Source organism: Pseudonocardia lacus (assembly GCF_018531445.1).
Taxonomy (GTDB): domain Bacteria; phylum Actinomycetota; class Actinomycetes; order Mycobacteriales; family Pseudonocardiaceae; genus Pseudonocardia; species Pseudonocardia lacus.
The window spans coordinates 1-7,762 of sequence record NZ_JAHDTH010000280.1; the positions used below are offsets into that span (position 1 = coordinate 1).

The following is a 7,762-nucleotide window of genomic DNA, read 5'->3' on the forward strand; positions in this document are numbered from 1 at the left end:
ACCTCGGCCCGGCGCCCGGCCAGGTCGACCGCGGGCGCGCCGGCCGCGACCGCCGCCTCCAGCAGCTCCCCCGCGCCCGGGGCGCCGGTGCGCACGGCCTCCTCGGCGGCCGCGGAGTAGACCTCGGCGACCCGGGCCCCGCTCGCGCCGGTGCCGAGCAGGCCGCGGGCCACGGTCAGCAGGCTGCCGCCCCGGTTGAGCTCGATCTCGGCCAGCGCCCGGCGCACCGCCAGCTGCGCGGCGGGCGGGGTGCGGGTGAGCACGGCGGTGGACACCAGCGGGATGGAGCGCCCCTCCATGGTCAGCAGCCCGGCCGCCCTGGCCCGCTCCAGCAGGACGTCGAGCCGGGGGGCGCCGTCCTCGTCGGGCAGCCCCAGCAGCGGGATCAGCACCTCGGGCTCCAGCGGGGCGCCGAGCGCGACGGCGAGCAGCAGGTCGGCCACGTCCGTGCCCTCGCCCTGCACGGCGTAGCCGAGCTGCACCAGCAGCCCGGCGGGCGGCTCGGCGGCGGCCAGCACGCGGCTGCGCTCGCCCGGGTGGTCGACCAGCGCCTCCAGCAGCCGGTCGACCAGCGCGGGCATCCCGGCGGTGCGGTGGTGCACCCGCCGGGCGAGTTCGCCGATGGTGTCGCGGTCGATGGCACGGTCGATGGCACGGTCGGTGCCGCGGTCGGCGAGCAGCCGGGCGGTCCGCACCGCGACGCCGCGCTCGTCGAGCTCGCCGAGCACGACCGGCGGGCGGGTGGTGGCCAGCGCGACGCCCAGGGCCGTGGAGCCCTCCGGGCGGGGCCACGGGCGGTGGGCGACCACCAGGTGGCCGTCGCGGCCGGCGGCCAGCTGCGCCAGCCCGGCCAGGGTGCTCGGGTCGAGCAGGTGGGCGTCGTCGACGAGCAGGGCCGTCCCGGCGGGGAGGGCGGTCAGCTCGGTCAGGTCGGGGTCGGGCAGCCCGCGCCGGACGGCGGCCCCCGCCGACTCGAACGCCGAGGCCAGCGCGTCCAGCAGGACGGTCTTGCCGGTGCCCCCGGAGCCGACGACGTCGACCCGGCGGAGCCGGGCCGACCCGGCGGCGGCCTCGCGGACCAGGCGCTGGGCGACCGGGGAGCCCAGCACGGCGGCCTCGGGCCCGGTGGGCGCCGCGGGCTGCGACCGGGGCAGGGGATCGGGCGCGGAACGCGATGGGAGCAGCGTCGGGCCGGGCGGGGTACGGCCGTGCACCGCTCCGGACGGTCGAGACATGATCGACACCCCGTTCTCGATGGCGCGGGCCGGCTGCCGCACTGCTCGCCAGACAGGAGACGGACCGCGCTCCGAGCGTACTAAACGTGGCGCGCGTCACCCCGCCGGTGCTGATCGAGAGGGTGATCAGCGGGGCGGGTCGACGACCGGGTCCGGCTGGGTGCCGCCGGTGCCCAGCAGGCACTGCCACGTGGGCAGGTCGGGCTCGGCGGGCACCGGGCCGGGACGGGCCTCGACGAGCACCCGGACCGCCTCGCGGACGTCCGGGGCGCCCGGGTTCCGCGTCGCCGCCGTGGCGAGCACCGGCCAGGATTCGCCACCGAGCAGGCCGTTGACCTCCTCGGCGGCGGTCCTGGCCTGGAACGCCCGCACCGCGCGGTCGGTGGCCGGGTCGAACCGCCCGGTCGGCGCCGCCTCCGCGATCCCGGCCGCGCGCAGCAGCAGTTGGGCCGCGAGCACGTTCGGTCCGGTGTCGCCCGCGCGGAGCAGCGGCCAGCTCGCCCTGGCCGCCCCTTTCCCCTCCACCCGGCGGCCGAGCAGGCCGGCGACCTCGTCGCGCAGGACCGGCAGCAACCCGTAGAGCCGGTCGCCGGGGCAGGCGGTGTTCTTGAAGTCGCGGTGGCCGGCGATCTCGTGCGGGTTGATGCCGTAGCGGGCGCAGATGAAGGCGCAGGTCTGGCGCAGCCGGTCCCACAGCGCGGCCGGCGGGTCGACGGTGGAGTAGGTGCCCTCGTTCTCGATGCCGATCGCCACCACGTTCTGCCCGGTGCAGTGCGAGCCCTCGACGACCGCCTTGCCGCCGTCCAGCAGTTCGAGGCTGCGGTGGCGGCCCTCCATGACGAACCCGCTGCGGCTGATCGTGAAGTGCTGGCCGGTGTCGGCCCAGCCGCGCTGGTCCATGTGGAACGACTGCACCGACTGGGCGAACCCGGCGGCCGCCTGCGGGCTGGGGTCGTTGCCGTTCGGCGTGGCGGTGTGGTGCACGAGGATCCGGACGGGCCGGCGCTGGTGGACGGTCAGCGGGCGGGACGGTGGGCGGGCCCCCCAGCCCGCGCAGTCGACGAACGGGGGCCGTTCCGTGGCCTGCGCGCTGCCGGCGCCGAGGGCCAGTCCACCCACCGTGAGCAGGCCCGTCACGCCGGTCGCCAGGAACGCCCGACGCGATATCCCTGGGATTTCCTCCCCGTCCGAACCCACGGTGGCCCCTCTCGGTACGTCACCCCACCGCCCGGGCTCGGCCAGGGGGTCACGCAGGAGCATCAGCCGCGCACGCAGCGTCCACCACGGGCGCAACCGGAAGGAGTGAACGCCCGATCGTGCGGATTCGGCGTCCGGTCCACCTTGTCGGGGTTACCCACCGGTAATAGGATTGGTTACCGACGAGTAGGGCCAATGATCGCGCGAGGAGCACGACGCCATGGGTCATTACAGGAGCAACCTGCGCGACCTCGAGTTCACCCTCTTCGAGGTCTTCCGCGTGCAGGACCGGCTGGGCACGGCCCCCTTCGACGACGTCGACCTCGACACCGCGCGCAGCGTGCTCACCGAGCTCAACGCGCTGGCCACCGGCCCGCTGGCGGAGTCGTTCGCCGACGCCGACCGCAACCCCCCGGTCTTCGACCCGGCCACCCACTCGGTCGCCCTGCCCGAGTCGCTCAAGGCCTCCTACCGCGCACTGTGGGACGGCGAGTGGTGGCGGCTCAGCCTCCCGGCCGAGCTCGGCGGGCTCGGCGTGCCGCCCAGCGTCCAGTGGGCCGCCGCCGAGCTGGTCCTGGGCTCCAACCCCGCCGTCTACATGTACATGGCCGGCCCGAACTTCGCCGCCGTCATCCACGACCGCGGCACCGAGCAGCAGCAGCACTGGGCCCAGCTGATGATCGACAAGGGCTGGGGCGCCACCATGGTGCTCACCGAGCCCGACGCCGGCTCGGACGTGGGCGCCGGTCGCACGCGGGCGATCGCCCAGCCCGACGGCACCTGGCACATCGACGGCGTCAAGCGCTTCATCACCTCGGGCGAGCAGGACCTGACCGAGAACATCATGCACCTGGTGCTGGCCCGCCCCGACGGCGCGCGCCCCGGCACCAAGGGCCTGTCGCTGTTCCTGGTGCCCAAGTTCCACTTCGACCCGCGGACCGGGGAGCTGGGCGAGCGCAACGGCGCCTACGTCACCGGCGTCGAGCACAAGATGGGCCTGAAGGCCTCCACCACCTGCGAGCTGACCTTCGGCCAGCACGGCACCCCCGCGGTCGGGTACCTGCTCGGCGAGGTGCACGACGGCATCGCGCAGATGTTCGACGTCATCGAGTACGCCCGGATGATGGTGGGCACCAAGGCGATCGGCACCCTGTCGGCCGGCTACCTCGCCGCGCTGGAGTACGCGAAGCAGCGGGTGCAGGGCTCCGACATGACCGCGATGCTCGACAAGTCCGCCCCGCGCGTCACCATCACCCACCACCCCGACGTGCGCCGCAGCCTCATGCTGCAGAAGTCCTACGCCGAGGGCCTGCGTGCGCTCTACGTCTACGCAGCCACCATGCAGGACGAGATCCGCATCGGCCAGGCCGCCGGGCAGGACGTCACCGCCGCCGAGCGCGTCAACGACCTCCTGCTGCCGATCGTCAAGGGCGTCGGCTCCGAGCGGGCCAGCGAACTGCTGCTGCAGTCCCTGCAGACCCTCGGCGGCTCCGGCTACCTGCAGGACTACCCCATCGAGCAGTACATCCGCGACGCCAAGATCGACTCCCTGTACGAGGGGACCACCGCGATCCAGTCGCTGGACTTCCTGTTCCGCAAGGTCGTCCGCGACAACGGCCGAGCACTCGGCCGGGTCACCGCCGAGATCAGCGACTTCCTCACCGCGGAGGCCGGCAACGGCCGGCTCAAGGAGGAACGCGCCCTGCTGGCCACCGCACTGGTCGACGTCCAGGCCATGTTCGGCGCGCTCACCGGCTACCTGACCGGCGCCCTGGAGGACCCGACGAGCGTCTACAAGGCCGGCCAGCACAGCGTCCGGCTCCTGATGGCGGTCGGCGACCTGCTGGTCGGCTGGCTGCTGCTGCGCCAGGCGGACGTGGCGCTGGCCGCCCTCGGCACCGGCGCCTCCCCCCGCGACGAGGCGTTCTACGAGGGCAAGGTGGGAGCGGCGCGGTTCTTCGCGCGCACGGTGCTGCCGCAGCTCACCGCCCAGCGCACCATCATCGAGGACGCCGACAATTCCCTGATGGAGCTGCCCGAAGCCGCGTTCTGACCCCGGCGGCCCGGCCACTCTCGTACCGCCGGGCGCAACGAATGTGGCTCTCGTCCAACCTGGTTGGACGAGAGCCGCTCTCGTCCGTCGCCAGCGGGGACATCCCCGGCAGCTCCCAGCCCCTCGCGCGCGACGAAAGCGGCTCTGGTCCAACGCGACTGGACGAAAGCCACTCTCGTCCGCCGAGGTGGCACGCCAGCGCCAGGAGGCGGGCCGGGAGGGAGCGGGCACGCCAGCGCCCACTCCTCTCCCGAGGCGCTCCTGCTCGATCAGAGGTCGCTCGCCGCGGAGCGCCGCCGGAGGCGCTCTTCCCCGCGCAGACGCTCACTCTTCGCCCGGGCGGGACGGCGCCGAAGGCGCCTTACGTCCCGATCGTGCCGGGCACGCCGCCCACGAACGTCACTGTCTACTGCGCCTCCGGCGGCTCCTCCGCGGAGGGCGACCTCGGCTCAAGCAGGGGAGCACTCGGGCGGGGTGTGGGCGCTACCGCGCCCACCGGGCCGAGCCCGCTCGGCCCGCAGCGCTGCGCGCCGCCTCGCCGGTGCGCGCTCGCAGCGCCGGGGGTGTGCTCGCAGCGCCGGGTGTGTGCTTGCAGCCCGCCGGCGCGCTGCGACATCCTCGCCAGCGCTGCGACGTTCCCCGCCAGCGCTGCGAGGCCGCCCTGCGAGGCCCGCCCTCCCTCGCTGCGGCCGGCCGCACGAGAGCGGCTCTCGTCCAGCCACACCGAGCGAGAGCGGCACTCGTCCAGCCCGATGGGGCTAGTTCGTGATGTAGGACTGGAGCTGCTCGCGCTCGGTCTCCAGCTGGTCGATGCGGGCCTTGACCAGGTCGCCGATGCTGACGATGCCGACCAGGACGCCGCCTTCCAGGACCGGGAGGTGGCGGAAGCGGCCGGTGGTCATGACGCGGGCCAGGTCGACCACGGCGTCGCCGGGGGTGCAGGTGGTGACGGAACTGGACATGATGTCGCGGACGGCGCCGGTGAGGAGGTCGGCGCCGCCGTCGTGCAGGCGGCGGACGACGTCGCGCTCGGAGACGATGCCGACCAGCTGCCCGCCCTCGACGACGGGCAGGGCGCCGACGTTGTGGGTGGCCAGTTCGGCGATCAGGGTCGCGACGGTGGCCTCCGGTGGGATGGTGGCCACGTCGCTGCCCTTGGTCCGCAGCACGTCCGCAATGCGCATGCCCGTATCCCCTCGCCGTCGTCGCCGGTGGTCGGTTCGAGAGTACGAAGGGTGACGCCCGGCCGGAAGACGTGACGCACGACCGGGGCAGGCGATCCCGCCCCGGTCGTGGCCGCTCAGCCGCAGATGACGATCGGCACCGGGTTGTACTTGACGGTGCGGTTCTCGGTGCGCACCTCGCCGGTGGCGATCTCCTTGAGGGTGCGGGTGTCGGTGATGGTGAACCCGGGGGCGCCGTTGCTGGGGACGCAGCGCTCGCCGGCCGGGATGTTCACCGTGTTCGGGGCGGTGGGGTTGGTCCGCGGGCCGGGGGTGGAGGTGACCTCGTAGCGCTTGGTGCCGTAGAGCCGCACCGTGAGGGTGGTCGGGGTCCACTCGGTCTGGATGAGCACGCCCGTCGGGTTGTCGTTGCGGAACTTCATGTCGATCGAGCCCTCGAACACGGTCGCTTCGCGACCGGCCGGGTAGCGGCTGATGTAGAAGCTGTGCTCCTTGTGCTCGACGTCGACCATGCCGGCGAAGTACGCGGCGTTGTACAGCGTGGTGGCGACCTGCGAGACGCCGCCGCCGATGCCGCGGCCTGCGCGGCCGTTGTCGATGATGCCGGCCTCGACGTAGCCGTTGGAGGCATCGCGCGGGGTGGTGGCCGCGTTGAGGCTGAACGTCTCGCCCGGCTGGACGACCATGCCGTTGATGACCTCGGCGGCGCGCTTGATGTTGCGCCCGGAGTCCTGGGCGAACCCGCCGGTCTGGAACTCGCCGATGACGCCGGTGATGCCCAGCTCGCTGAGCTCGTCGGTGGTCAGCTCGGCGGGCTTCTCGGCGTAGACGGCGGTCACCTCCCGGTCGCCCTCGCGGGTGAGCACGGTGAGCAGGTCCTTGAGGGTCGCCGGGTAGTCGATCCCGCGACCGTCCTCGGACGGGATGACGACCGGCTGGCCGCCGCTGAAGTCGAGGGAGGCGTCGCGGCCGGGGGTCTCGGACGAGGCCAGCTGCGGGGTCAGCTCCTCGACCAGCAGCTCCTGGTTGAGCTCGGGGACGAGCCGGCCGGGCTCGCCGCGGAAGGACAGCGCGGAGGCGATCACCTCCGGCGACAGCGTGCCCTCGGTGCCGCCCTCGCCGATGACCGTGACCGGCCCGGAGACGGCGGGTTCGGCGACCTCGGCGATGGCCCGCTCGACGTCGGCCGGGGTGGTGACCGGCTGCCGCACGACCAGCGGCAGCGCGAGCGGCCCGGGCAGCACCCAGTCGTTGCGCAGCTGCTGGACCGCGGCCGGCACGTCGAGGTGCTGGCCGGGGACGGGCTGGACCGCGACGGGGGTGGTGTCGTCGAACTCGACGCCGCCCTCGACCGGCTCCTTGTCCATGATCGGCGACAGTTCCTCGACGGCCGAGGTCAGCGCGGCTTCGTCGACGGTGCTCACGACGTTCAGCTCGCGCTCGGTGAAGAACGAGGTCACCCGGGTGATGGGGTTGAGCGGCTGGGAGCTGACCTGGCCGATGGTGGCCTGCCAGTCGACGGCCAGCCCCGCCTTGGCCGGGTCGATCTCGCTGGAGGCGTCGCCCAGGGTGACCGCGATGGGTTGGGTGGTGCGGGGCTCGATCCGGTCGCGCAGCTGCTGCTCGGCCTCGTCGAGGCCGAGGCCGCCGATGGGCAGCCCGGCGACGATGACGCCGCGGGGCACCGATCCGGAGCTGAGCGCGAGGTCGCCCGCGTAGAGCGCGACCAGGATGCCGAGCCCGACGGCGATCGGCAGGAACACCTTGCGCTTGCGCCGCGGCCGCTCACCGCCCCCGGAGCCGCGAGTGCCCCCGTAGGGGCCGTCGGGGTCGTCCGGGCCGCCGTAGTCGGCGTAGTCATTGCGGTCGCCGTAGTCGCCGCCGCTCGGGACGCCGGCCGGGGTGAAGACGGTGGGGCGCGCGGCGGCCGGGGCCGCTGTCGTCGGCGCCTCGTCGCGGGACGCGGACGCGGGGGCCGGCCGTTGCAGGCGCTGGGTGGGTGCGTCGACGTCGGCCGGGGCGCCGGCCCGCATGGCCGTGGTGGCCTGCTCGCGGACGGGCTCGGGGCGGGAGCCGAGCGGGCGGGCGCCGCC

At 74.1% G+C, this 7,762-nt stretch carries 4 protein-coding genes and 1 pseudogene; 1 reads left to right on the forward strand and 4 read right to left on the reverse strand.

Annotated features, from left to right (window positions below; genetic code table 11):
- Positions 1 to 1,235: pseudogene (locus tag KIK08_RS35415) on the reverse strand (hypothetical protein); the annotation flags it as partial.
- Between the two features lie 126 nt (positions 1,236 to 1,361).
- A complete protein-coding gene (locus KIK08_RS35420) occupies positions 1,362 to 2,372 on the reverse strand; it encodes a peptidoglycan recognition protein family protein (protein ID WP_214407686.1) in 1,011 nt (336 codons plus the stop codon).
- Between the two features lie 280 nt (positions 2,373 to 2,652).
- Here KIK08_RS35420 and KIK08_RS35425 point away from each other — a divergent pair, with 280 nt between their 5' ends.
- Positions 2,653 to 4,485: an acyl-CoA dehydrogenase gene (locus tag KIK08_RS35425; protein ID WP_214407687.1), complete on the forward strand. Its 1,833-nt coding sequence runs from the start codon at positions 2,653 to 2,655 to the stop codon at positions 4,483 to 4,485.
- A gap of 758 nt (positions 4,486 to 5,243) precedes the next feature.
- On the opposite strand, the gene KIK08_RS35430 is transcribed toward KIK08_RS35425, so the two are convergent.
- Entirely contained in the window at positions 5,244 to 5,669 is a 426-nt protein-coding gene (locus KIK08_RS35430) for a CBS domain-containing protein (protein WP_214407688.1), read from the reverse strand.
- A 116-nt stretch (positions 5,670 to 5,785) separates the two neighbouring features.
- On the reverse strand, positions 5,786 to 7,762 hold a 1,977-nt coding region (locus KIK08_RS35435), incomplete at its 5' end, for a VanW family protein (protein ID WP_214407689.1).